The sequence below is a fragment of the Amycolatopsis viridis genome (assembly GCF_011758765.1).
Taxonomy (GTDB): Bacteria; Actinomycetota; Actinomycetes; order Mycobacteriales; family Pseudonocardiaceae; genus Amycolatopsis_E; species Amycolatopsis_E viridis.
The window spans coordinates 340,381-362,460 of record NZ_JAANOU010000001.1 but is presented as its reverse complement, the minus strand read 5'-3'; the positions used below and the strand labels follow the sequence as shown (position 1 = coordinate 362,460).

Below are 22,080 nucleotides of genomic sequence, written 5' to 3'. Positions count from 1 at the left end.
GAGTCCGCTTGCCGTGAGCGAGTCCACCAGCGCCACCTACGCCGCCGCCGGCGTCGACATCGAGGCCGGTGACCAGGCCGTCGAGCTGCTGAAGCCGCACGCGGAGCGCGCGAGCCGGCCCGAGGTGCTGGGCGGGGTCGGCGGGTTCGCCGGGTTGTTCTCGCTCAAGCTCGACCGGTGGAAGGAGCCGGTGCTCGCTTCTTCCACCGACGGCGTGGGCACGAAGATCGCGGTCGCGCAGGCGCTCGACAAGCACGACACGGTCGGCATCGATCTCGTCGCGATGGTCGTGGACGACCTGGTGGTGACCGGCGCCGAGCCGCTGTTCCTGCAGGACTACATCGCGGTCGGCAAGGTGGTGCCGGAGAAGATCGCCGCGCTGGTCGCCGGCATCGCCGAGGGCTGCGTCCAGGCGGGCTGTGCGCTGCTGGGCGGCGAGACCGCCGAGCACCCGGGCCTGATGGGCGAGCACGACTACGACATCTCCGCCACGGGGGTGGGCGTGGTCGAGGCGTCCGAGGTGCTCGGGCCGGAGCGGGTGCGCCCGGGTGACGTGGTCATCGGCATGGGCGCGTCCGGGCTGCACTCCAACGGCTACTCGCTGGCCCGGCACGTGCTGCTGGAGATCGCCCGGATGCCGCTGGAGGGGCACGTCGAGGAGTTCGGCCGCACCCTCGGCGAGGAGATGCTCGAACCGACCCGCATCTACGCCAAGGACTGCCTGGCCCTCGCCGCCGAGGCCGACGTCCGCACTTTCGCGCACGTCACCGGGGGCGGTCTGGAGGCGAACCTGGCGCGGGTGATCCCCGCCGGGCTGCGCGCCGAGCTGGAACGCAGCACGTGGACGCCGGCGCCGGTGTTCGCGTTGATCCAGCAGCGCGGCAAGGTCGACCGGGCCGAGATGGAGAAGACGTTCAACATGGGCGTCGGTATGGTCGCGGTGGTCGGGTCCGAGGACGTCGACCGCGCGCTGGCCGTGCTCACCGCCCGGCACGTGCCGGCCTGGGTGCTGGGCGAGATCCGCACGACCGAGGACAGCGACGCACCGCGCGCCGTGCTGAGCGGTGACCACCCCCGGTTCTGACCTGCACGTGTCCCGGCGGCTGGTGATCCCGGCCGCCGAGCTGCGCGAACGCTTCTCGCGCTCGTCCGGGCCGGGCGGCCAGGGCGTCAACACCACGGACTCGCGGGTCGAGCTGTCGTTCGACGTGGCCCGGTCCCCCGCGATCCCGGAGGACCTGCGGCCGCGGCTGCTGGAGCGGTTGCGGTCCCGGCTGACCGACGGCGTGCTCACCATCGCGGCCAGTGAACACCGCGCCCAGCTGGCCAACCGGGAGGCCGCGCGGGAGCGGCTGGCCGCGGCCCTGCGCGCGGCGGCCGCACCGCCCCCGCCACCCCGGCGCCCCACCAAACCGTCGCGTGGCGCGAAGGAGCGACGGCTGGCGGCGAAGAAGCGCCGGAGCGACGTGAAACGCGGCCGCCGCGGCCAGTACGGCGACTAGCCCGGCCCTCGGCGGGGTCACGAGCAGCGAGATGCACCGGGCTCCGGCCCGGCGGTCAGTCCAGGCAGAACTCGTTGCCCTCCGGGTCGGCCATGACGAGGTGCCCGGCGCCCAACGGCGGGTGCGGCTCGAAGCGTTCGAGGCGCTTCGCGCCGTGGGCGACCAGCCGGTCGGCCTCCGCTTCCAGCGCAGCCATCCGCTCGTCGCCCTGGAGACCGGGAGCGGCGCGCACGTCCAGGTGCACCCGGTTCTTCACCTGCTTGCCTTCGGGCACCCGCTGGAAGAACAGCCGTGGCCCGGCGCCGTCCGGGTCGACCACGGCGGAGGCGTCGTTGCGCCGTTCCGGGGGCACGCCCATCGCGTCGAGCGCCTGCTCCCACGACTCGAACCCGGCGGGCGGGCCCTGCACCTGGTAGCCGAGCGCCTCGGCCCAGAACACGGCCAGCCCCGCGGGGTCGGCGCAGTCGAAGGTGATCTGTAGGTCGCGTGCCATGCTCAGTTCGCCTCCGGACGGGTCCGGGTGTGCAGGTGCAGGTCGCGCAGCAGGCACACCTCGGACAGGTGGTGGATCAGTTCGCGGTGGATGTTCAGGACCAGCGCCGCCATCGGCTGCTCGGCGAACGGTCCCTCCGCCTCGCCGCACGGGCGCGCGAGGCCGGCCTCGCCGAGGGATTCGACACCGGCCACCCAGGTGGCGTACTCCTCGTCGAGCTGGGCCAGTGCTTCCTTCGCACCGGGTGCGTACTCGAAGGATTGGTAGTCGGTGGGCGTGCGGCCGAAGTGCAGGGCGTTGCGGGTCGCGAGGATGCCGACGATCACGTGCCCCAGCCGCCACGCGATCGTGGTGACCGGCGCGGGCTCGGGTTGCGGCATCGCGAAGTCGATGGTCATCGACCCGGATCCGGCCTGCACCGGCGCGGTGCTCGTGCCGCGCGGGCGCACACTCCAGCACCCGGGGGCGGGCTCCCAGAAGTACTCGTCGTCGGTGAGGCCCTCCAGGCGGTCGCGCAGCTGCGTGCTCCAGTGCGCGGTGATCTGCTCGCGCAGCAGCGGGTTCCAGTTCATGCGGTCAGCCTCCCGCATATTGCGGACAGTTATGTTCCGCGATCTGTGGAACCATTCGGTTATGAGCGTGGAAGCGACCACCGAACGGGTGCTGCGGTTGCTGGCACTGCTACAGCGGCGGCCGTCGTGGACCGCGGCCGAGCTCGCCGCCGAGCTGGGTGTCACCGACCGGTGCGTGCGCCGCGACGTGGAACGGCTGCGCGCGGTGGGCTACCCGGTGCACGCGACCGCGGGCGTCGGCGGCGGGTACCAGCTCGGCGCGGGCACGCGGTTGCCTCCGCTGCTGCTGGACGACGAGGAAGCGATCGCGACGGCCGTGTCGCTGCGGCTGGCCACCGGCGGGACGGTCGTCGGTGCCGGTGAGGCGGCACTGCGGGTGCTCGCCAAGCTCGACCAGGTCATGCCGCCGCGACTGCGCGCGGAGGTGCGGGCGGTGCACGGCGCCACCGAGACGCTGGCCGCTGCGGGAGTGGAGATCGACGCCGAGCTGCTGGTCACCCTCGCCCGCGCCTGCCGGGACGCGGTGCGGGTGCGGTTCCGCTACGCGGACCGCCGCGGCGCGGAAGCGGAGCGGACGGTCGAGCCGGTGCGGATGGTCGCCACCAACCGCCGCTGGTACCTGATGGCCTGGGACGTCGACCGGGACGACTGGCGCACCTTCCGGCTGGACCGGATGCACGAGGTGGTGGCCACGACCTGGCGGTTCCGGCCGCGGCAGCACCCGGACCCGGTCGCCTACGTGCAGCGGTCGGTCACCGCGGCGCCGTACCGCTACTTGGCCCGGGTGCGGCTGCACGCGACGGCCGAGGAGGTGCGGGACCTGGTGCCGCCGCAGATCGGGCGCGTCGAGGAGGACCGCGACGGGTGGTGCGTGCTCCTGGCGGGTGGGGACGATCCGGACTGGCTGGCCGTGCACGTCGCCCGGCTCGGGTTCGAGGCCGAAATCCTCGAACCGCCGGAGCTGCGCGCGGCCGCGGCCCGCCTCGCCGAACGCGTCGCGGCAATGGCCACCCGAGGCGGGTGAGCGCGCGGACCCGACGCTAGGCGGCGAGCGACCGGGCAGTCTCCAGCAACCGCTGGAGGTGCAGGCCGCGGCGGACGTCGCAGGGGTGGGTGGTGGTGCCGGTGTCGATCATCGCCGCGAAGTCGTCCAGCATCGCGGTGAACGACTGGCCCGCTCCGCCGTCCTGGCGGCCCAGCGTGCGGTAGCCGTGCTCGCCGTACACGACGAACTCGACCACCGTCGGCCGCAGGGGCATCCGCAGGGACAACGTCGCCGAGCTCAGCGCACCGCCCTCGTGCTCGAACACCACGTGCCAGAGGTCGTGCGGCCCGCGGTGCGCGGACGTCACCCGCTCGATCCCGCCGAGCGCGGCGTCGAGCAGGTCGAACGCGTGCGGCCCGACATCGGCGAGCGTGCCGCCGTCCGCCTGCCGCCACGGCGACGAGGCGTACGGCCCGCCGAGCAGGCCGCCCGACAGCCACCGCACCCCGCCGCCGCTCCAGGCGCCGGCCGCAGCGAGCCCGGCCAGCCAGTCCCGGGTCGCGGTCGCGTAGCGCAGGGTGAGCATCACCAGGCTCGCCACACCCGCCGTGGACACCGCTTCGGCCAGCCGCTCGGCGCCCGCGACATCGGCCGCGATCGGCTTCTCCAGGATGAGGTGCTTGCCGGCCCCGGCCGCCTCGACCGCCAGCTCCGCCTGCGTCGCCGGCGGCACCGCGAACGCGACGGCGTCCACCCGGCCAAGCAGGTCGTCCAGGCTGGTGCAGACGTCGGCGTCGTAGGGCTGGGCCAGTTCGCGGGCGGCCTCGGCACGCCGGGTGAAGACCGCGGTCAACCGCGTCGCGGGGTGGTCGGCCAGGCCGGGCGCGTGCACGGTGCGGGCCCACGGACCCGCGCCGACCAGCCCGACGCGCAGTGGTTCGTCCACGATCAGCCGTAGGTGTAGAAGCCGCGGCCGCTCTTCTTGCCCAGCAGCCCGGCGTCGACCATGCGCAGCAGCAGCGGTGGCGGCGCGTAGAGGGGCTCCTTGAACTCGGCGTACATCGAGTCCGCGATCGCCCTGACGGTGTCCAACCCGATCAGGTCGGACAGGCGCAGCGGCCCCATCGGGTGCGCGGTGCCCAGCTCCATGCCGCGGTCGACGTCCTCGGCGGACGCGACGCCGGACTCGACCATCCGGATCGCCGACAGCAGGTACGGCACCAGCAGCGCGTTCACGACGAACCCGGCCCGGTCCGGCGAGCGGATCACGGTCTTCGCCAGCGACCCGGTCACGTGCGCGTCCGCGCGCTCGATCGTGTCTTCACCGGTCAGCAGCGAGGGCACCAACTCGACCAGCGGTAGCACCGGGACCGGGTTGAAGAAGTGGATGCCGATCACCTGCTGCGGGCGGCTCGTGGCGGTGCCCAGCCTCGTGATCGGGATGGAGGAGGTGTTGGAGGCGAAGATCGCGTCCGGCCGCTCGACGATCTCGTCCAGCGAGCGGAACACCTCGACCTTGGCCTGCTCCTGCTCGAGCACGGCCTCGATCACGAGGTCGCGGTCGGCGAAGGACGCCAGATCGGTGGTGAAGGTGAGGCGGCCGAGAGCCGCGTCCGCGTCCTCGTCGGCGAGCTTGCCCGCCTTGACGGCACGCCGCAGCGACTTCTCGATGCGGGCCCGGCCGGCGTCCAGCGCAGGCTGGTTCACCTCGGCGACCGTCACGTCCACACCGGCCCGTGCGTGCACCTCGGCGATCCCGGAGCCCATCAACCCGGCTCCGACCACGCCCACCCGCTGGATGTCCGCCATCGCACCTCTCCAGTTCCAGCGCCGGCCGAGGCATGACACAGCACACGAGGGCGGGTTCCGGTCAGCGCCGGCCCCACCCTCGTGTGCTGATCAGACGTCAACGACGGTAGCCGTCGTCCTCGTCGTCCTCGTCGGCGTACGGGTCGTACGGGTCCTCGTACTTCTCGTCCTCGTCATGAGGATGAGAATTGGAGGACTGTCCTGACAGCTCGCGCTGAAGCGCAGCGAAATCTGTGTCGGGAGTGCTGTACTTGAGCTCTCGCGCCACCTTCGTCTGCTTGGCCTTGGCCCGGCCGCGCCCCATGGCTCGACCCCCTCGCACAGGGAACGGGGCGGCCGGGGGAATCGGCGGCCCCGCATCGTCTCGACAATTGGTTCTTGCTGACACCGTACCCTGTCCGGGGGGTCCAGTGCGACGTGGCTTCGTGTGCTTGTCACGACAGTTGCCGGGATTGCGCCGGTCGGTGGACGCGAGCACGCGTGGACGTGCCACGATTCAACGGTGCTCCGACCGTTCGTGGCCTACCTCCGGGTGTACGAACCCCTGTCCGCGTTCGGCGATCCCCCTCCGCCCGAACTGCGGAAAGCGGTGGAACAGGCCCGCTTGACCCGTGCCTCCGCCGCCGAGCGCGAGCAGCTCATGTGGTTGAAGTCACAGACCGCTACGCCGGTCCGGCTGCTCCCGGGCGAGTTGCCCGGCGGGCGGGCGCTGCCGAACCGCGACGTGCTGGTGCTCGACCCGGCGGAGGTCCCGACGGACAGCGGCGCGCAGGTCGGGCCCGGCCCGCTCGTGTGCCCACTGGAGGTGCGCGCCCGCTCGGCCGCCGCGCTGGTGAGCTTCCTCGGCGACGCGCACCCGGCGCTGCACGCCACGGTGCTGGACGCGACGGGCGCGAGCGAGGAGAAGCTCAAGGCCAGGGCCAGCTCGGCGCTCGGCGACCTGCCGCAGGCCGCGGTCCACGTCCTGTCCACGACCTGGACCGTGCCGCTGCCGTGGTTCGCCCTGGTCGACCCGAAGCACCGGCGGCTGAACCTCGGCTCCGGGCCGGACGACCCCGGGCGCGAGGTCTCGTGGCGGGTGGCGATGAGCGACGCGACCCGGCGCGTGGCCGAGGCGCGTGAACTGGTCGAGGAGACCCTCGGCGACTCCGGCCCGGCCCTGATCCTGGCCGAGACCGAGCGGTGGCTGACCAACTTCGACCCCGGCTCGGCGGTGGAGCTCGACTACGGCGGGCTGGTGCAGCTGATCCCCGATCCCGTCCTGGAGTCGGACACCAGCGCCGAGGAGGTGCACAGCATCATGGACGCCCTCCGCACCGGCGACGTCGAACAGATCGCCGAGCTGTTCACCGATCTGCGCGACCACTGGAACGAGCTGGCCGCCCGCGAGCACTTCAACTGAGCACGGCGGAACGCTCTAGCTGTCCTCGGCGCGTTCGGCCGCCAGCAGGTCGTCGACGTTCGCCGAGCCCCGCGCATAGCGGGCGGCGATCTCGGCGTTCAGCTGGTCCACCACGTCCTGCACCTCGCGCCGCCGCAGGGACACCGACGCCTCCTCGCCGCGGTAGTCCTCCAGCGTGCCGGCCAGCTTCGCGTCGGACAACGCGCCCACGTCGGTCAGGTCCGCGTTGCCCACCAGCGCCTCGGCCTGGCGCCGGTACTCGCCGGCGCGCGAAGGCTCCAGCTGCTGGTGCCGGCCCGAACCACGGGCCGGACGCAGCGCGTTGTCCGACAGGATCGTGGCGAGCTGGTCGACGATGCTGCTCCCGCCGGAGCGGCGGCGCTCCTGCTCGGCCCGCACGATGTCGATCCGGGCGTGCAGCAATCGCCGCAGGTAGGAGAGATCAGTCTCCTCCTGGGCGGCCTCGTCACGGCGTGCCCGCAGCTGCTCGAGCGACAGCTCGGCGAGGCCCCGCACGTAGGCGGGGTCCAGGACACGGTCGATGCGACGGCGCCCGCCCGGCCGGACTTCGATCACCGGGACATAGTGCTCCATACCCGGCCCCGGCGCCAGGGCGGGTGCGGTCACCCGCGCAGCCGTGCGGCCGCCTCCCGGCCCGGCGCGGCGCCCTCCGCGGGCACCGAATCGGGGTCGACCGCGGCTTGCACCACCCGGTCCTCGGCACCGGCCAGCAACTCGGCGTCCGCCGGGGTGGACCGCTTGAGCAGCGCCAGGGCGATCGGCCCGAGCTCGTGGTGCTGCGCCACGCTGCCGACCCGGCCCACCACGCGGTCGCCGAGTTTCACCGGGTCACCGGTCTCGGGGTAGATCTCCGGTGAGCCGTCCAGGTGCAGCAGCACCATCCGGCGCGGCGGGCGGCCGACGTTGAACACCTTCGCCACCGTCTCCTGCCCGCGGTAGCAGCCCTTCGCGACGTGCGCGGCGCTGCCGATCCAGTTCACCTCGTGCGGGATCGTCCGCTCGTCGGTGTCGACCCCGAGGCGGGGCCGCAGCGACTCGACACGCAGCGCGTCGAACGCCCAGCTGCCCGCCGGGCGGGCACCCGCGTCGGTGAGGCGGCGCCACCACCCGGCCAGCTCGTCGCGCGGCACCGCGATGTCCACAGCGGACCGGCCGGGCCACGGCATGCGCCGGGCGAAACCGCCGCCCACCGGCACCACCGCGTACGGCTCGGCACCGAGCGAGACGTCCACTGCGGACAGCACCCGGTCCGCATCCGGGCCGAGGAGGGTGAGGATCGCGAGCTCACCGGAGACGTCGGCGATCTCCACCTGCGACCAGAACTTCATCGCCTCGAGGTACTCGCGCAGCGTCTGCTTGCCGCCCTTCGGCAGCGCGCTGGTGGCCTGCGGACCGGGATCGGTGTCCAGGTACACCGCCGCACCGGTGTGCGCCAGCACCATGTGGCTGTCGACGTGACCCTGGCTGTCCAGTACCAGCGCCTCGGTACCGCTGCCGTCGGCCAGCTCGGTGACGTGCTGCGAGATCACCAGGTGCAGCCAGGACAGGCGCTCCGGCCCGGTCACCTCCAGCACCTCGCGGTGCGAGCGGTCCACCACGGCGGCGCCACGCGCGGCGGTGCGCTGCTCGGCGAACGGGTCACCCCAGTGCCAGGGCACGCCCTGCTCGGGGTGGTCGTCCGGCGGCGGGACGGCGCCCGGCGCGCCGAGGAGCGGAGAAACGAGCGACATACCCCGATGTTAGGTGAGTACGGTGACCGCATGCGCGTACTCGCTTTTCTGGATGGCACCCTGGCCGACCCGGACACCCCGCACATCCGCGTCGAGGACCTCGGCCTGATGCGCGGCGACGGGATCTTCGAGACGGTCCTGGTCGCCGACGGCACGGCCCGCGAGCTGCGCCCGCACCTGGACCGGCTGGCGCGCTCCGCCTCGATGCTGGACATGCCGGAGCCGGACGACGCCGCCTGGCAGCGCGCGGCGCGGACCGTGATCGACAACTGGTCCGGCACCCGCGAGTTCGCGCTGAAGCTCGTGTACACGCGCGGCGTCGAACCGGATGCCGAGCCGACCGCCTTCGCGCTCGGCATCGAAATCGACCCGAAGGTCTTGCGGGCCCGCGACGAAGGCGTCGCCGTGGTGACCCTGGAGCGCGGCATCGACCCGGGCCTGGCCGAACGCGCGCCGTGGCTGCTGCTCGGTGCCAAGTCGCTGTCGTACGCGGTGAACATGGCGGCAGGGCGGGAGGCCGCCCGCCGCGGCGCGGGTGACGTGATCTTCACGGCGACGGACGGCTCGGTCCTGGAAGGGCCGACGTCGAACGTCATCGTCGCGCGCGACCACACGCTCTACACCCCGCCCGCAACCATCGGCATCCTGCCCGGCACCACGCAGGCGGCGGTGTTCCGCGCCGCCGAGCGGGCCGGCTGGTCGACGAAGATCGAGACGATCCGGACCGCGGACCTGGCCGGCGCGGACGGGGTGTTCCTCGCGTCCTCGGTGCGCAAGCTGACCCGGGTGCACACGCTGGACGGCACCCCGCTGCCGGACTCCTCGGCGATCCACGCCGAGCTGGCCCAGGGATACGAGAACCTCTACGCCTAAGGGCGGAAACGAACCGTCGTGCCCGGCCGGGCCTGCGCGAGCGCCGGCAGCGCCCGGGGCACGACCACGGCGATCACCGGGTAGCCACCGGTCGTGGGGTGGTCGGCGAGGAACACGACCGGCAGCCCGTTCGGCGGCACCTGGATCGCGCCGGTGATCACACCCTCGCTGGGCAGTTCGGCACCGTCCCGCTCGGCGGTCCGCCGCAGCGCGGGGCCGTCCAGGCGCAGGCCGACCCGGTTCGACTCGCTGGTGACCGTCCACGGCACGGACAACTGGTGGGCGGCCTCGCCGAACCAGTCGTCGCGCGGGCCGAGGACCACCGGGACGACCAGCTCGGCCCGGTTCGGCGGCGCGGTGACGGTGTCGGCGCCGGCCGGGATCCCGTGCGGCGCGCCCAGCGGCAGCACGACGCCCGGTTCCAGTGGCGGTGGGCCGATCCCGGACAGCACGTCGCGGGAGCGGCTGCCCAGCTCGGGTTCGACGGCGATGCCGCCGGAGACCGCCAGGTAGCAGCGCAGGCCGGTGTCCGGCCGCCCGATGGTCAGGGTCTGCCCGGCGCCGAGGTGGACCGGCACGTGCGAGCCCGCCGGACGGCCGTCGACCGCCACCGCGACCGGCGGCCCGGTGACGACGACCGTGCACGACGTGCGGGCCGTCACGGTGAGCCCGCCGAGCAGCGCCTCGATCCCGGCCGCGCTCTCCGGGTTGCCCACCAGGCGGTTGGCCAGCCGCAGCGCCGGCACGTCGAGGGCACCGGAGGGCGGCACGCCGAGGTGGGCGTGCCCGGACCGGCCGAGGTCCTGGACGAGCGCGAGCGGCCCGGTCGCGGCCACCTCCAGCGCGCGGCTCACCGGACGCTCCGGAACCGCACCCGGTCGCCGGGAGCGAGCAGCGCGGGCCGCTCCGCGCGGCTGTCGAACAGGACGGCGTCGGTGTGCCCCAGCAGTCGCCACCCGCCGGGCGACGAGCGCGGGTAGACGCCGGTGAACTCGCCCGCGATCGCCACCGACCCGGCCGGCACGCGCGTGCGCGGGGTGTCCAATCGCGACTGCTGGAGCGGCTCGGGCAGGCCGGTGAGGTAGCCGAAACCGGGGGCGAACCCGGTGAACGCGACGGTGTAGGTGGCGCCGGTGTGCAGCTCGACCACCTCGTCGGCGGTGACGCCCGCGGTCCGCGCCACGAGGTCGAGGTCCTCGCCGTCGTAGCGGACGTCGATCGTGATCTCCCGCGACTCCCCGCCGTCCACCGCTTCCAGGTCGGCCGACTCGATGAGCCTGCGGGCGGCGTCGAGACCCGTGGAACCGGGACGCGCGGCGATGAGCACGGTGCGCGCGCCGGGCACGACCTCGACGAGATCGGGCAGGGCCGCGGTGACCACGGCGGCACGCACGGCACTCATCTCGGCCAGCGACTCGCACTCGACGAGCGCGGCGTCCGGGCCGTAGCGCAGCCAGCGCATCCTCACGTCTCCTGGTGGGGAGCCGTCAGCCCACGACGCGCTTGAGGTAAAGGGAAACGTGGGGCTGCATGGGTTCGCCGACCATGGCGCGCTCCTCGACGTAGCCCAGGTCGCCGTTGTTGACCAGCCCGTAGAGCCGCTGCGCGCCGGTGACCTCCTTGGCCGTGGAGGTGCGCACGACCGCGTCGGTGCCCAGCTCCCAGGACGTCTGGTTGCGCGGCTTGCCGTAGAAGACCTCGACGATGCCGGTGTTGTGCGCCAGCAGCAGCTCGATCGTGTCGTCGGCCTGCGGGCGCCACCAGCCGACCTCGCGCGCGGCCGCGCGGATCACGTTGCCCTCGTCGTCGAGCAGCCACGAGCGGGCCTCGTGGTACAGGAACGGGCGGCCGTCGTGCGCGATGGTGAGCTGCTGGGCGATGCGGCGGGGACCCTCGATCGTCGGGTAGTTGACCTCGCCCTCCCCGCGCCACACACCGACGAGCGGCAGCAGCGCCAGGCAGGCGTCGTTCAGGTTCTCGCCCTCGCGCAGGTTCGCCGTGTCGACCGGGATGGGCAGGTCGTCGAACTGGGGGAGGTTGCGTCCCCGTGTCGACTCCGCCCGGGCAGCGGCGGCTGCGACGGCGTCATCGCCGGACGTCATCGGTCAGCGCTGGTCGGCGTACAGCCGGTAGACGACGTACACGGTGAACCAGAGGATCGCGATGGCGGCGAGCACCAGCAGCGTCGTAAACAGGATCTCCACGCCCAGCAGAATAGCCGCTGCCAGGCACTTCACTCGCCCCGCACCGGCGTGGCGAGCACCACGCCCACGCGCGGCTGTCACCTGGCAAGACGACGGCCACCCCCGCCGCTGCGCAGCGGGAGTGGCCGTGGTCGGTGGATCGTCAGCCGACCGAGATCGCGACCTGGTGCAGGCCCGGTCCCTCGGCGGTCAGCGACGCCTCGCCGTTGCCCGTGCGGTGCAGGGCGCGCACCGTCCAGGCGCCGGGCGCGGCGTAGAACCGGAAGTCGCCCTCCGGGGACGCCTGGACCTCGCCCGCGAAGTCGCCGTCGCCGTTGAGCAGGCGCACGTACGCGCCGCTGACCGGGCCGTCGCTGCCGACGACCTTGCCGGCCACCACGACCTGACCCTGCGTGTCGATGTCCGCGGGCGTCGCCGTCTGCACCGGCGCGCCGCAACCGTCAGCACTCATCGTCACTTCCCCGTCCCGGTCTCGATCGGCACGCCGACCAGCGAGCCGTACTCGGTCCACGAACCGTCGTAGTTCTTCACGTCCTCGAGCCCGATCAGCTCGTGCAGCGCGAACCAGGTGTGGCTGGACCGCTCGCCGATCCGGCAGTAGGCGATGGTCGCCTTGGACGTGTCCAGGCCGGCCTCGGAGTACAGCTCCTTGAGCTCCTCGGCGGTCTTGAAGGTGCCGTCCTCGTTCGCCGTCTTGGCCCACGGCACGTTCAGCGCCGACGGGATGTGGCCACCGCGCTGCGCGGACTCCTGCGGCAGGTGCGCCGGGGCCAGCAGCTTGCCGGTGAACTCGTCCGGCGAGCGGACGTCGACCAGGTTCTTCGTGCCGATCGCGTCGACGACCTCGTCGCGGAAGGCGCGGATCGACAGGTCCGGCTCCTTGGCGACGTAGTTGGTGCGCTCGCGCTTGACCTCGTCGGTGGTCAGCTCGCGGCCGTCCAGCTCCCACTTCTTGCGGCCGCCGTCGAGCAGCTTGACCTTGTCGTGGCCGTACAGCTTGAAGTACCAGTAGGCGTAGGCGGCGAACCAGTTGTTGTTGCCGCCGTACAGGACCACCAGGTCGTCGTTCGAGATGCCCTTCTCGGACAGCAGGGCCTCGAACCCGGCCCGGTCGACGAAGTCGCGGCGGACCGGGTCCTGCAGCTCCGTCTTCCAGTCGATCTTGACCGCACCGCGGATGTGGCCGCCGTCGTAGGCGGTGGTGTCCTCGTCCACCTCGGCGAAGACCACGCCCGGGGTGTTCAGGTTCTCCTCGGCCCACTGCGTGGTGACCAGGACGTCTTCACGGCTCATGAGAGCACTACTCGCTTTCTTCTTCTCGTGGGTGGACTCGTCAGGAAGCCTGGCTCGGCGCCAAGCGCCGGATCAGGAGGTACATCTCGCAGCCGAGGCAGAAGTTGAACGCCGCGTTGAGGAACGCCGCGAACAGCGCGAACGCCGTCGCGACGATGCCCAGCGCGGTGATCCCCGACGCGTACCCGACGGTGCCGATCAACGCGAACACGAACCCGACCGCCTGCGCGAACCGCAGCGGCGCCGCGTCCTCCCGCTCCGTCGTCGGCGCCAGGCGCGGCGCCACGAGACGGCGGTAGAGCACCGAGTACGGGGCGGGCTTGAGCCCGATGAACGCACCGATCGCGAACACGACCGTCTGCACGGCCAGCAGCGGCCACCATCCACTGATGAGGACCACCGCGAGCACGACGGTCGTGATGATCGCCGCGAACCGGGGTCCGCGGGGGTCTACGGCTGGGCCTGCTGACATGTCACCTCCCTGGCAGGGCGCGTGCGAGCACGCGTCGGAACGGAGTATTTCCGGCGGGGAGAGCGGGTGGGACCCGCTAGAGGAGACACAGGCTGCTGCGCACGCGGCAGAAGTCGACCGCGCGACGTTGCGTCAGCAGAGTGAGTGGCAGCCTGCACACGGTGGTCAGGCTACCCGGGGATCCCTGAAAGTGGGAGGGGTGTCCATCCACTGAGAGCATTCCCACCATCCAGGAAATAAATTCCCACCTGGTCAGCGGACGCGGCGGCAGCGGCGCGAGCACGCCGGCCGCGCGGAACACGTTCTAATCCGCGACCCGCGCCGGGAGGTGCGGCCGCAGCGCCTCGAGCAGGGCGGGCGCCTTCGGCACGCCCCCGACGCGCAACAGCTCGGTGCCGTCGGAGCGGTAGGCGATCGTGGTGGGCGTGCGCAGCACACCCAGCGCCTGGGCGACCTCCGGCTGGTTCGTCACGTCGAGCTCGACGTGCGCCAGTCCGTCGGTGCGCTCGGCCAGCGGGCCGAGCAGGGCGCGGGTGTGCCGGCACGGGGTGCAGAACGTGGTGGAGATCTGCACCAGGGTGACCCGGGCGCCGGCGCCGAGCGCGGCTTCGACGGGCCCGGGCAGCGCGGTAGCAGGCGCGCGCCGCGCGGCGCGGACCCGTCCGTTTCGCGCCCGCAGCAGCGCACCCGCGATCCCGGCGACCACCAGCGTGCCGAGCACGACCCAGACGCCCGTCATCCGCTTGTCACCCTCCGGTCGAGCCGCTCGCCCCGCCGAACGTCACGTTCTTGGCCTCGCCCTTGATGGTGACCGAGCCGTTGTTGACCTGCACCGCGGTCGGGGTCACCTGGAACGGCAAGTTGCCGGTGTCGATCGTGGCCTTGAAGTTCGGCAGCAGCGCCTGCTGTACAGCATGGGGAACAACCGTTGTCCCCTTGTCATTCCCGTACTGGAGACGCGTCGGCACGATCTCGATCCGCGAGCCGTGCAGCTCGATCATCGCGAAGGCGAAGAGCTCCACGCGCTGACCGGCGACCTGCACGTAGCCGGAGATGCGGACACCGGCCTTCGACTTGTCCTGGTCCTGCTCGCCCGTGCCGTCCTGGCCCTGCCCCTCGCCGGAACCGGTGTCGGTGCCGCTCTGCGCGTCCTGGCCGGTCTGCACGTAGGAGACGCTCGCCGGCGCGATCCGCAGGTCCTCGACCTTGGTCAGCGGGTCCACCTTGTTGATGTCGCTGGCCTTGATCGTCACCTGGGCCTCCAGCCGGCCGATGTCGATCGCCTTGGTGTTGCCGTTGAGCAGGTCGGACAGCGGGGCCCGGACGTCGTACAGGTCGGCGGTCACCAGCACGTCCTGCAGGTCCTTGATCGGCACGCCGGGCGCGAACATCGCGATGTGCCGGTAGTCGCCGCTGATCGCCTGCGTGCTGAACGGGAAGCCCTCGATCGTCACCGAGGGGTCGTCGCTCAGCCCCAGCTGCTCCCTGGCCTTCTGCGACACCGTGTGCTCGGCGAACGCAGCGAGCCCGAAATCGGCTCCGACCAGGAGCGCGGCGAGCACCACCAGGCTGATGACGATGCGCCGGGTGCGACGGCCACGGCGCCGCGAACCAGCGGGCGGAACGGCTCGGTCCTGGGTCACAGGTCTGCTCACTCTTCGTGTCCGATCTGTCTCGCGTCGGGGCGGCGATGGCCTCAGCCTCGGCCAACCAGTGTGCCGTCAGTGTGACGGTGGCTGCACAGGGGAGGTGGTTTCCGCAGTTCACCCGCTACCCTTGGGCCCGGAGACCAGGGGCGCTCAAGGCTGCGAACTAGCAAGAAGGCGGTGTGGCGATGAGCCTGGACCTGCTCGTACTCACTTCAGAGGCGGAAGCCACTGCCGTCCTTCCCGCTCTTGACCTGCTGCCGCACACCGTACGCGTCCGGGCGCCGGAGGTCACCGCGCTCCTCGACGCCGGGCACCGGGACGTGATCCTGCTCGACGCGCGCACCGACCTGGCGTCCGCGAAGAGCCTCTGCCGCCTGCTCAAGGGCACCGGCGAGGACGAGGCCGGCACGCCGGTCATCGCCGTCGTCGGCGAGGGCGGCCTGGTCGCGGTCAGCGCCGAGTGGCGCACCGACGACATCCTGCTCCCCACCGCGGGCCCGGCGGAGGTCGACGCCCGGCTGCGGCTGGCCACCACCCGCGACGGCGGCGCCACCCAGGCGGACACCGAACTGCGGGTCGGCGACCTGGTGATCGACGAGACCACCTACACCGCGCGCCTGCGCCGCCGCACCCTGGAGCTCACCTACAAGGAGTTCGAGCTGCTCAAGTACCTCGCGCAGCACGCGGGCCGGGTGTTCACGCGCGCCCAGCTGCTGCAGGAGGTCTGGGGCTACGACTTCTTCGGCGGCACCCGCACGGTGGACGTGCACGTCCGGCGGCTGCGGGCCAAGCTCGGCCCGGAGCACGAGCAGATGATCGGCACCGTGCGCAACGTCGGCTACAAGTTCGAGCGCCCGGCCAAGCCCGGCGTCAAGCCCGGCGTGACTTCGCTCAACTTCGACCCGAACGAGCTGTCCACCGAGTTCTCCCCCCGCTGATCCGGACTAGCGTTGATCTCGTGCTGACTGTGGTGTGGGTCGACGAACTGGACGGGCAGACCATCGCCGAGGTGCGCGAGCTGCTGCTCGCCGCCCGCGAGGTGGACGGACGACCGGACCTGGGCCCGGGTGAGGAGCTGCCCGGCGAGTTCCGGACCGGTCCGCACCTCCTCGCCAGGTCCGACGGCACGCTCGCCGGGTACGCGCACCTCGATCCCGGCGGTGACGCGTTCGGCCGCCAGGTGGCCGAACTGATCGTGCGGCCGGACCACCGGCGCCGGGGCGTGGGCACCGAGATGGTGTCCGCGCTCGTCGAGCGCGCCGCCGGGGCGCCCCTGCGGGTGTGGGCGCACGGCGACCACCCCGGCGCGGCCGCCCTCGCCGGGCGAACCGGGTTCACGCGTGCCCGCGAACTACTCGTCATGCGCACCGAGGTGGATCCGGCCTGGCCGGAGCCCCGGCTGCCGGAGAGCGTCGCGCTGCGCACCTTCGTGCCCGGCCAGGACGAGCAGGCCGTGATCGAGGTCAACGCGCGGGCCTTCGACTGGCACCCGGAACAGGGCAGGCTCACGGTCGAGGACCTGCGTGCCGAGGAGGCCGAGGACTGGTTCGACGCGGACGGCTTCTTCCTCGCCGAGGACGGCACGGGCAAGCTGCTCGGCTTCCACTGGACCAAGGTCCACCCCGCCAACCCGCGACGGTTCGGCGGCCGGGAGACGGGCGAGGTGTACGTCGTCGGAGTCGACCCCGGCGCGCAGGGCGGCGGGCTGGGCAAGGCGCTGACCCTGGCCGGTCTGCGGTACCTGCGCGACCGCGGCCTGCCCCAGGTGATCCTCTACGTGGAAGGCGACAACGCACCCGCGATCGCCGTCTACACACGACTCGGCTTCACCCGTCACGAGGTCGACGTCCAATACGAACGGTGATCGCCGTTCCGTTGTGTTAACCCTCCGCCAAGGTTTCGTCACGGATCGCGAACCCGCAGGTCACGGGTAGGACACGGCACCCAGTCGAGTGAAGTAGCGCGCCTCACATTCGGGACCTTGTTCACTTTGCGTTCATCTGTTGAGAGGCGCTTGTCCACCCGTGCTGCCTAGTGTCCGGTTGCGACGAATGGCGTTCCCAAGCTGGAGGACATGAAGTGAAGATCATGCGGCCGATGGGTGCTCTCGGCATCGCGGCGAGCGCAGCCCTCGTGCTCGCCGCCTGCGGTCAGGACCCGGCCTCGTCCGGCAAGACCCAGACCTCGGGTGCGGCCACCGCGCCGAGCGCGACCGCGAACGTCGTCTGCGGCGGCAAGACGCCGCTGACCGGCGAGGGCTCGACCGCTCAGAAGACCGCGGTGGACATCTTCGCGCAGCAGTACGCGAAGGCCTGCCAGGGCCAGATCGTGAACTACAACGCGTCCGGTTCCGGTGCCGGCGTCAAGCAGTTCACCGCGAAGCAGGTCGACTTCGGCGGCTCGGACTCGCCGCTGAAGACCGGTGACGAGCAGAACGCGGCGAACGCCCGCTGCGCCGGTGGCGAGGCGTGGAACCTGCCGCTGGTCGTCGGCCCGGTCGCGATCGCCTACAAGCTGGACGGCGTTCCTTCGCTCACCCTGAACGGCGAGGTCGCGGCCAAGATCTTCAACGGCAAGATCAGCAAGTGGAACGACCCGGCGATCGCCGCCCTCAACTCGGGCGTCAACCTGCCGGACAAGCCGATCCAGGTGTTCTCGCGGTCGGACGAGTCGGGCACCACCGACAACTTCCAGACCTACCTCGAGGCCGCCTCGAAAGGCGCCTGGACGCAGGGCACCGGCAAGGCGTTCAAGGGTGGCGTCGGCAACGGCGCGCAGGGCTCGAACGGTGTCGCCTCGGGCATCCGGGCCGCCGACGGCGCGATCGGTTACGTCGAGTCGTCCTACGTCAAGGACGGCCTGTCCGCCGCCAAGATCGACAGCGGCTCGGGCGCGGTCGAGCTGACCCCGCAGAACGTGGCGAAGGCCCTGGACGCCGCCTCGTTCCGCACCCCGGGCAGCAACGACCTGGCGATGGACCTCAAGAAGATCTACGCCAGCAACACCCCGGGCGCGTACCCGCTGCTGCTGACCACCTACGAGATCGTTTGCTCGAAGGGCTACGACGCGGACACGGCCAAGGCGGTCAAGGCGTTCCTGACCGTCGCGGCGACCACCGCGCAGCAGCCGATCGCGGACAAGGGGTTCGTGCCGCTCCCGCAGTCGCTGCAGGAGAAGGTGCTGACCTCGATCAACGCGATCTCCTGATCCTTGCTTGCCACCCCTGATTGGGTTGCACTGAGTACGTGATGAGCGAGTCATTCGCGAGGCGGACGCCCACCGGGGACACCGGTGGGCGTCCGTCGTCGTTCGGACCACTCCCGGAGGCCCCCGATTACGGCGCAACCACCGGCCACTGAGAACCCCTCGGCACTGGCCACACCGAACCGGACCGCCAAGGTGCGGCCCGGCGACCGCATCTTCAAGAACCTGACGACCGGGGCGGGCGTCTTCGTCGTCGCGCTCATCGGGCTGATCGGCATCTTCCTGATCGTGCAGGCGATCCCGGCGCTCAAGGCGAACGAGCTCAACTTCCTCACCGCCCGCATATGGCAGACCGGGGACCCGAACCACCTCCGGTTCGGCATCCTGGACCTGCTGCTGGTCACCATCTACACGTCGCTGCTGGCGCTGCTCATCGCGATGCCGATCTCCCTGGGCATCGCGTTGTTCCTGACCCAGTACGCGCCGCGTCGGCTGGCCCGGCCCTTCGCCTACGTCGTCGACCTGCTGGCCGCGGTGCCCTCGATCATCTTCGGCCTGTGGGGCATCCTCGTGTTCGCGCCGAAGCTCGCGCCCATCGCGGAATGGCTCAACAAGAACCTCGGGTTCATCCCGATCTTCGGCACGGGCAACGTCTACCCGAACTTCCAGGGCACGATCTTCACCGCCGGCGTCGTGCTCGCGGTGATGCTGCTACCGATCATCACCTCGCTGTCCCGCGAGGTGTTCGAGCGCACGCCGACCGCCCAGATCGAAGGCGCGCTCGCGCTGGGCGCCACGCGCTGGGAGGTCATCCGGACGACGGTGCTGCCGTTCGGCAAGTCCGGCTACATCGGCGCCTCGATGCTCGGCCTCGGCCGGGCGCTGGGCGAGACGATCGCGCTCACCGTGATCCTCTACATCCCGGCGGGCAAGACGTTCGGCTGGAGCCTCAACGACGGCGGCGCGACGTTCGCGTCGCAGATCGCCGCGAACTACGCCGAGTTCAACAACCCCAAGTCCGCCGGTGCCTACATCGCGTCCGGTCTGGTGTTGTTCGTGCTGACCTTCGCGGTGAACCTCGCGGGCCGGTCGATCATCGGCGAGCGGAAGGCGGACTGATGACCACCACGCTTTCGGAAACCGAACGCCTCGCCTCGCCGCCGGCGTTCCAGCAGGTCAGCGCCGGGCGGAAGGCGAAGAACGCGCTCGCCACCGTGCTCGTGTGGCTGTCGTTCCTGATCGCCGTCGCGCCACTGGTGTGGGTGCTGTACACGGTGATCGCGAACGGCGTGAAGCGCATCCCGTACACCAACTGGTGGAGCCAGGACTTCGGGTCGGTGCTGTCCGACGAGGTCGGCGGCGGCGCCCTGCACGCGATCATCGGCACCCTCCAACAGGGTCTGATGTGCGCGATCATCTCGGTGCCGCTGGGCCTGCTCGTCGCGATCTACCTGGTCGAATACGGCCGCGGCACCCGGCTCGCGCGGATCACCACGTTCATGGTGGACATCCTGTCGGGTGTGCCGTCGATCGTGGCCGCGTTGTTCATCTACGCGCTGTGGATCACCACGCTGGGCCTGCCGCGCAGCGGGTTCGCGGTGTCACTGGCGCTGGTGCTGCTGATGATCCCGGTCGTGGTGCGGTCCGCGGAGGAAATGCTGCGGATCGTGCCGGACGACCTGCGCGAGGCGTCCTACGCGCTGGGTGTGCCCAAGTGGAAGACGATCATGAAGATCGTCCTGCCGACCGCGTTGTCCGGCATCATCAGCGGCATCATGATGGCGCTCGCCCGGGTCATGGGCGAAACCGCACCGCTGCTCGTGCTGGTCGGCTACTCCGCCTACCTCAACTGGGACCTGTTCAGCAACAACCAGGCCTCGCTGCCATTGTTGATGAACAACGAGCGGGCTACCAACTCCATGGAGCCGGGCAGCGTCGGGTTCGACCGCATCTGGGGCGCGGCGCTCACGCTGGTCCTCATCATCGCCCTCATCAACCTGATCGCCACGGTGGTGTCCCGCATGGTCGCCCCGAAGAAGAAGTGAGCGTTCCGCAATGGCCAAGCGAATCGACGTCAAGGACCTCGACATCTACTACGGCAAGTTCCACGCCGTCGACAGCGTCACGCTGTCCGTGCCGCCGCGGAACGTCACCGCCTTCATCGGCCCGTCCGGCTGCGGCAAGTCCACCGTGCTGCGCACGCTGAACCGGATGCACGAGGTCATCCCGGGTGCGCGAGCCGACGGGCAGGTGCTGCTGGACGGCGAGGACATCTACTCGTCCTCGGTGGACCCGGTGCAGGTCCGCCGCACGATCGGCATGGTGTTCCAGCGGCCCAACCCGTTCCCCACGATGTCCATCCGCGACAACGTGGTGGCCGGGCTCAAGCTGGCCGGCACGAAGAACAAGAAGCAGCTCGACGAGATCGCCGAGCGCGCCCTGCGCGGCGCGAACCTGTGGAACGAGGTCAAGGACCGGCTGCACAAGCCGGGCGGCAGCCTCTCCGGCGGCCAGCAGCAGCGGCTGTGCATCGCGCGGGCCATCGCCGTGCGTCCGGACGTGCTGCTGATGGACGAGCCGTGCTCGGCGCTGGACCCGATCTCGACGCTGGCGATCGAGGACCTCATCGCCGAGCTGAAGAAGGACTACACCATCGTGATCGTCACGCACAACATGCAGCAGGCGGCGCGGGTGTCGGATCAGACGGCGTTCTTCAACCTGGCGGGTGTCGGCCAGCCGGGACGGCTCGTGGAGATCAACGACACGGAGAAGATCTTCTCCAACCCCAACGAGAAGGCGACCGAGGACTACATCTCGGGCCGGTTCGGCTGATCTTCCCGCGGACGGCGACCCCCACGGCTCTGCCGGCTGTGGGGGTCTCGTCGTCTCCGCTGGGTCCTGCCGGCGGTCAGGTGCGGCTGGGCAGGGTCCGCGGATCCGCCGGGGCGGCGAGACCGGCCAGCAGCTGGAGGGCGGTTGCGGCGTCGGAACCCGCGGGCGCGCTGTAGATCATCATGGTCAGGTCGGGGTCATCGGGGGCGCGCATCGCCACGTAGTCCAGGGCGAGCTCGCCCACCAGGGGATGCGCGAACCGCTTGCGGCCACGGGTCTTGCCGCGCACCGCGTGGCCGGCCCACAGGCGGCGGAAGTCCGCGCTGTGCAGGGAAAGCTCGCCCACCAGCGCGGCCAGCAGGGGATCGTCGGGGTGGCGGCCGGCGTCGAACCGCAGGTTGGCGACGGTGTCGCGCGCCTTGCTCTCCCAGTCCGGGTAGAGGTCGCGGGCCGCGTCGTCGAGGAAGACGAGCCGGGCCATGTTCCGCTCGGCCGCGGGCAGCGCGGGGAAGTCGGCGACCAGCAGGCGGGCCAGCTCGTTCCACCCCAGGACGTCCAGGCGGCGTCCGATCAGGTAGGCGGGGGCCGTGGTCAGGGCCTCCAGCGCCTGGCGCATCTCGGGACCGACCTGCTGCGGCCGGCTGGGACGCTTCCGGACGGCACCGGGCTGGGCGAGGTTGTGCAGGTGGGCGGTTTCGTCCGCGTCGAGACGGAGCGCGCGGGCGACGGCGTCCAGGATGTCGGCGGAGACGTTGCGGGCGCGGCCCTGTTCCAGGCGGGTGTAGTAGTCGACGCTCACCCCGGCGAGCAGCGCCAGTTCCTCCCGGCGCAGGCCCGGCACGCGCCGCCGCCCCCCGAAGGTGGTGGCACCGGCCTCGTCCGGGCTTAGGCGGGCCCGCCGGGTCTGGAGGAACTCGGTGAGCTGCTGTGCGCGGTCCATGGCCCCCAGTATCCGCGAGAACCGCGCTGCGGTGCCTGGTCCCCGCAGACCCAGGCTCGGTGAACCCCGGCCGCGCGGAGCCCTGGGCCCGCGCCGGCC

27 protein-coding genes are annotated in these 22,080 nt (G+C 71.5%); 11 read left to right on the top strand and 16 right to left on the bottom strand.

All coding sequences use genetic code 11. The features are described 5' to 3' along the window. Window positions 1–13: 13 nt before the first annotated feature. Window positions 14–1,084, top strand: coding sequence for a phosphoribosylformylglycinamidine cyclo-ligase (gene purM / locus FHX46_RS01795; RefSeq protein ID WP_167102480.1), 1,071 nt, complete (start codon window positions 14–16; stop codon window positions 1,082–1,084). Beyond that, window positions 1,065–1,502, top strand: coding sequence for an alternative ribosome rescue aminoacyl-tRNA hydrolase ArfB (arfB, locus tag FHX46_RS01790; RefSeq protein WP_167110041.1), 438 nt, complete (start codon window positions 1,065–1,067; stop codon window positions 1,500–1,502). Before purM ends, arfB begins: the two co-directional genes overlap by 20 nt. Before the next feature lie 55 nt (window positions 1,503–1,557). Here the strand turns inward: arfB and FHX46_RS01785 are convergent, their stop codons facing one another. Beyond that, window positions 1,558–1,995, bottom strand: a complete 438-nt coding sequence (locus FHX46_RS01785) for a VOC family protein (protein WP_167110040.1) — start codon at window positions 1,993–1,995, stop codon at window positions 1,558–1,560. 2 nt (window positions 1,996–1,997) lie between these two features. Further along, window positions 1,998–2,567, bottom strand: a complete 570-nt coding sequence (locus tag FHX46_RS01780; RefSeq protein WP_167121006.1) for a DinB family protein — start codon at window positions 2,565–2,567, stop codon at window positions 1,998–2,000. Between the two features lie 61 nt (window positions 2,568–2,628). Between FHX46_RS01780 and FHX46_RS01775 the strand changes: the two genes are divergently transcribed. Continuing rightward, on the top strand, window positions 2,629–3,591 hold the full coding sequence (locus FHX46_RS01775) for a helix-turn-helix transcriptional regulator (RefSeq protein WP_167110038.1): 963 nt from the start codon (window positions 2,629–2,631) through the stop codon (window positions 3,589–3,591). A gap of 16 nt (window positions 3,592–3,607) precedes the next feature. Here FHX46_RS01775 and FHX46_RS01770 read toward each other — a convergent pair whose 3' ends face one another. The 3 genes from FHX46_RS01770 to FHX46_RS01760 all read right to left on the bottom strand — a co-directional run bounded on the left by FHX46_RS01770 (window position 3,608) and on the right by FHX46_RS01760 (window position 5,665). Then, on the bottom strand, window positions 3,608–4,498 hold the full coding sequence (locus FHX46_RS01770) for a Gfo/Idh/MocA family protein (RefSeq protein ID WP_167110036.1): 891 nt from the start codon (window positions 4,496–4,498) through the stop codon (window positions 3,608–3,610). Window positions 4,499–4,500: 2 nt separating this feature from the next. Next, a complete protein-coding gene (locus FHX46_RS01765; RefSeq protein ID WP_167110034.1) occupies window positions 4,501–5,361 on the bottom strand; it encodes a 3-hydroxybutyryl-CoA dehydrogenase in 861 nt (286 codons plus the stop codon). A gap of 97 nt (window positions 5,362–5,458) precedes the next feature. Further along, window positions 5,459–5,665: a DUF3073 domain-containing protein gene (locus FHX46_RS01760; RefSeq protein ID WP_167121005.1), complete on the bottom strand. Its 207-nt coding sequence runs from the start codon at window positions 5,663–5,665 to the stop codon at window positions 5,459–5,461. 198 nt (window positions 5,666–5,863) lie between these two features. Here FHX46_RS01760 and FHX46_RS01755 point away from each other — a divergent pair, with 198 nt between their 5' ends. Further along, window positions 5,864–6,763 (top strand): hypothetical protein, encoded by a 900-nt coding sequence (locus FHX46_RS01755; protein WP_167110032.1) that lies wholly within the window; start codon window positions 5,864–5,866, stop codon window positions 6,761–6,763. A gap of 15 nt (window positions 6,764–6,778) precedes the next feature. On the opposite strand, the gene FHX46_RS01750 is transcribed toward FHX46_RS01755, so the two are convergent. Both FHX46_RS01750 and ygfZ read right to left on the bottom strand, forming a co-directional pair. Next, complete coding sequence (locus FHX46_RS01750) at window positions 6,779–7,339, bottom strand: RsiG family protein (RefSeq protein ID WP_167110030.1); 561 nt, start codon at window positions 7,337–7,339, stop codon at window positions 6,779–6,781. A 47-nt stretch (window positions 7,340–7,386) separates the two neighbouring features. Further along, entirely contained in the window at window positions 7,387–8,514 is a 1,128-nt protein-coding gene (ygfZ, locus tag FHX46_RS01745) for a CAF17-like 4Fe-4S cluster assembly/insertion protein YgfZ (RefSeq protein ID WP_167110028.1), read from the bottom strand. Window positions 8,515–8,544: 30 nt separating this feature from the next. Here ygfZ and FHX46_RS01740 point away from each other — a divergent pair, with 30 nt between their 5' ends. Next, window positions 8,545–9,387 carry an aminodeoxychorismate lyase gene (locus FHX46_RS01740; RefSeq protein WP_167110026.1) on the top strand — a complete coding sequence of 281 codons (843 nt, stop codon included), beginning with the start codon at window positions 8,545–8,547 and terminating at the stop codon, window positions 9,385–9,387. Here FHX46_RS01740 and FHX46_RS01735 read toward each other — a convergent pair. The 8 genes from FHX46_RS01735 to FHX46_RS01700 all read right to left on the bottom strand — a co-directional run bounded on the left by FHX46_RS01735 (window position 9,384) and on the right by FHX46_RS01700 (window position 14,999). Then, entirely contained in the window at window positions 9,384–10,241 is an 858-nt protein-coding gene (locus FHX46_RS01735) for a 5-oxoprolinase subunit C family protein (protein ID WP_167110024.1), read from the bottom strand. The two genes, FHX46_RS01740 and FHX46_RS01735, sit on opposite strands and share 4 nt — an antisense overlap. Further along, a complete protein-coding gene (gene pxpB, locus FHX46_RS01730) occupies window positions 10,238–10,849 on the bottom strand; it encodes a 5-oxoprolinase subunit PxpB (protein ID WP_167110022.1) in 612 nt (203 codons plus the stop codon). The genes FHX46_RS01735 and pxpB overlap by 4 nt, the downstream gene beginning before the upstream one ends. A gap of 25 nt (window positions 10,850–10,874) precedes the next feature. Then, a complete protein-coding gene (locus FHX46_RS01725) occupies window positions 10,875–11,489 on the bottom strand; it encodes an FABP family protein (protein WP_167110020.1) in 615 nt (204 codons plus the stop codon). 244 nt (window positions 11,490–11,733) lie between these two features. After that, window positions 11,734–12,042, bottom strand: a complete 309-nt coding sequence (locus FHX46_RS01720) for a DUF1416 domain-containing protein (RefSeq protein ID WP_167102438.1) — start codon at window positions 12,040–12,042, stop codon at window positions 11,734–11,736. 2 nt (window positions 12,043–12,044) lie between these two features. Next, the gene (locus FHX46_RS01715; RefSeq protein WP_167110018.1) at window positions 12,045–12,884 is read right to left on the bottom strand and encodes a sulfurtransferase; all 840 of its coding nucleotides are present in this window, start codon (window positions 12,882–12,884) and stop codon (window positions 12,045–12,047) included. Window positions 12,885–12,924: 40 nt separating this feature from the next. Then, entirely contained in the window at window positions 12,925–13,356 is a 432-nt protein-coding gene (locus FHX46_RS01710; protein ID WP_167110017.1) for a DUF4395 domain-containing protein, read from the bottom strand. A gap of 304 nt (window positions 13,357–13,660) precedes the next feature. Further along, window positions 13,661–14,095 carry a thioredoxin family protein gene (locus FHX46_RS01705; protein WP_167110015.1) on the bottom strand — a complete coding sequence of 145 codons (435 nt, stop codon included), beginning with the start codon at window positions 14,093–14,095 and terminating at the stop codon, window positions 13,661–13,663. Between the two features lie 7 nt (window positions 14,096–14,102). Further along, complete coding sequence (locus FHX46_RS01700; RefSeq protein WP_313885995.1) at window positions 14,103–14,999, bottom strand: LmeA family phospholipid-binding protein; 897 nt, start codon at window positions 14,997–14,999, stop codon at window positions 14,103–14,105. 191 nt (window positions 15,000–15,190) lie between these two features. Between FHX46_RS01700 and FHX46_RS01695 the strand changes: the two genes are divergently transcribed. The 6 genes from FHX46_RS01695 (at window position 15,191) to pstB (ending at window position 21,041) form a co-directional block, all read left to right on the top strand. Next, a complete protein-coding gene (locus FHX46_RS01695) occupies window positions 15,191–15,943 on the top strand; it encodes a winged helix-turn-helix transcriptional regulator (protein ID WP_167110011.1) in 753 nt (250 codons plus the stop codon). 20 nt (window positions 15,944–15,963) lie between these two features. After that, entirely contained in the window at window positions 15,964–16,869 is a 906-nt protein-coding gene (gene mshD / locus FHX46_RS01690; protein ID WP_167110009.1) for a mycothiol synthase, read from the top strand. Between the two features lie 215 nt (window positions 16,870–17,084). Continuing rightward, a complete protein-coding gene (gene pstS, locus FHX46_RS01685) occupies window positions 17,085–18,212 on the top strand; it encodes a phosphate ABC transporter substrate-binding protein PstS (RefSeq protein ID WP_167110007.1) in 1,128 nt (375 codons plus the stop codon). Window positions 18,213–18,404: 192 nt separating this feature from the next. Then, entirely contained in the window at window positions 18,405–19,328 is a 924-nt protein-coding gene (pstC, locus tag FHX46_RS01680; RefSeq protein WP_167110005.1) for a phosphate ABC transporter permease subunit PstC, read from the top strand. After that, entirely contained in the window at window positions 19,328–20,254 is a 927-nt protein-coding gene (pstA, locus tag FHX46_RS01675) for a phosphate ABC transporter permease PstA (RefSeq protein WP_167110003.1), read from the top strand. Before pstC ends, pstA begins: the two co-directional genes overlap by 1 nt. Window positions 20,255–20,264: 10 nt before the next feature. Further along, window positions 20,265–21,041: a phosphate ABC transporter ATP-binding protein PstB gene (gene pstB / locus FHX46_RS01670; protein ID WP_167110001.1), complete on the top strand. Its 777-nt coding sequence runs from the start codon at window positions 20,265–20,267 to the stop codon at window positions 21,039–21,041. A 76-nt stretch (window positions 21,042–21,117) separates the two neighbouring features. Here the strand turns inward: pstB and FHX46_RS01665 are convergent, their stop codons facing one another. Next, complete coding sequence (locus tag FHX46_RS01665; RefSeq protein WP_167109999.1) at window positions 21,118–21,981, bottom strand: helix-turn-helix domain-containing protein; 864 nt, start codon at window positions 21,979–21,981, stop codon at window positions 21,118–21,120. Window positions 21,982–22,080 lie beyond the last annotated feature (99 nt).